This is a genomic window from Pontimonas sp., assembly GCF_031581085.1.
Classification (GTDB): Bacteria; Actinomycetota; Actinomycetes; order Actinomycetales; family Microbacteriaceae; genus Pontimonas.
Genome location: NZ_JAVLBO010000073.1, coordinates 1 through 938, shown reverse-complemented (window position 1 = coordinate 938; position 938 = coordinate 1). Strand labels below are relative to the sequence as shown.

General features: G+C 49.6%; 4 tRNA genes. All 4 read right to left on the bottom strand.

What is annotated here, in order from left to right:
* Positions 1–346: 346 nt before the first annotated feature.
* Positions 347–422: transfer RNA gene (locus RI518_RS07960), tRNA-Lys, on the bottom strand.
* Positions 423–435: 13 nt separating this feature from the next.
* Positions 436–510, bottom strand: a tRNA-Asp gene (locus RI518_RS07955).
* Between the two features lie 5 nt (positions 511–515).
* Positions 516–590 (bottom strand) — tRNA-Thr (locus RI518_RS07950).
* Positions 591–599: 9 nt separating this feature from the next.
* Positions 600–676 (bottom strand) — tRNA-Thr (locus RI518_RS07945).
* Positions 677–938 lie beyond the last annotated feature (262 nt).

The following is a 938-nucleotide window of genomic DNA, read 5'->3' as shown; positions in this document are numbered from 1 at the left end:
GCTCGACAAAAACGTCCTCTGCCGGTTCGGGTGGTGTATCACCCGGATCAGTAATCTGAATGGCGATAGTACCAATCGGATCGATCCGATGATTGGCTTTCTGAAAGTCAATCCAAGAGCAGTTTTCGATCTTTGGCATGACATCACCTACTACTAAGTAAAATAAAGTGGCCGACTCCTCAGGCGTCCCTGAGGCGATATCCGTTCATTCGGATCGGTGGGTGCGCTTGACGGTGCAGAGGCGTCCCGGCTCAATTCCGGAGTCTCTTGGTTATACCACTCTGGGGTGCGAACCACTTATCGTGGAGGACGGGCGCTTTCACCGGATCTGCGCTACCTTTTTGCTTGGTGGGAGTACCAGGACTCGAACCTGGAACCTGCTGATTAAGAGTCAGTTGCTCTGCCAATTGAGCTATACTCCCGATAAACTGTATGTGGCGGTCTGTACGGGATTTGAACCCGTGATACCAGCGTGACAGGCTAGCGTGATAACCACTTCACTAACAGACCAGAATTGGTGGGAGCATCGGGACTCGAACCCGAAACCTGTGATCTACAAGTTCACGCTCTGCCAATTGAGCTATACTCCCAAAACTATATGGTGCCGGATCACGGATTCGAACCGCGGACCTTCGCTTTACAAGAGCGCTGCTCTGGCCAGCTGAGCTAATCCGGCAATGAGACTACTGACAGAGATCCTCGTACTTCGTCGTGTACTTACGATGTTCCGACTTGTCGTTACGATCCTCTTTTGTCTTTGTTGTAGGCTTAAGTGCCTCTTTGATTCGCTTAAACATATCGTACCTACCGGTTTTGTTTCTCATTTCAGTAAAAAATCGTAAAATGACCGAAATGAGATACACTGATTGTGTATGGCCCCGGTGGACGGAATCGAACCGCCATTAAGGATTTTGGAGATCCCTGTGTTACCATTACAC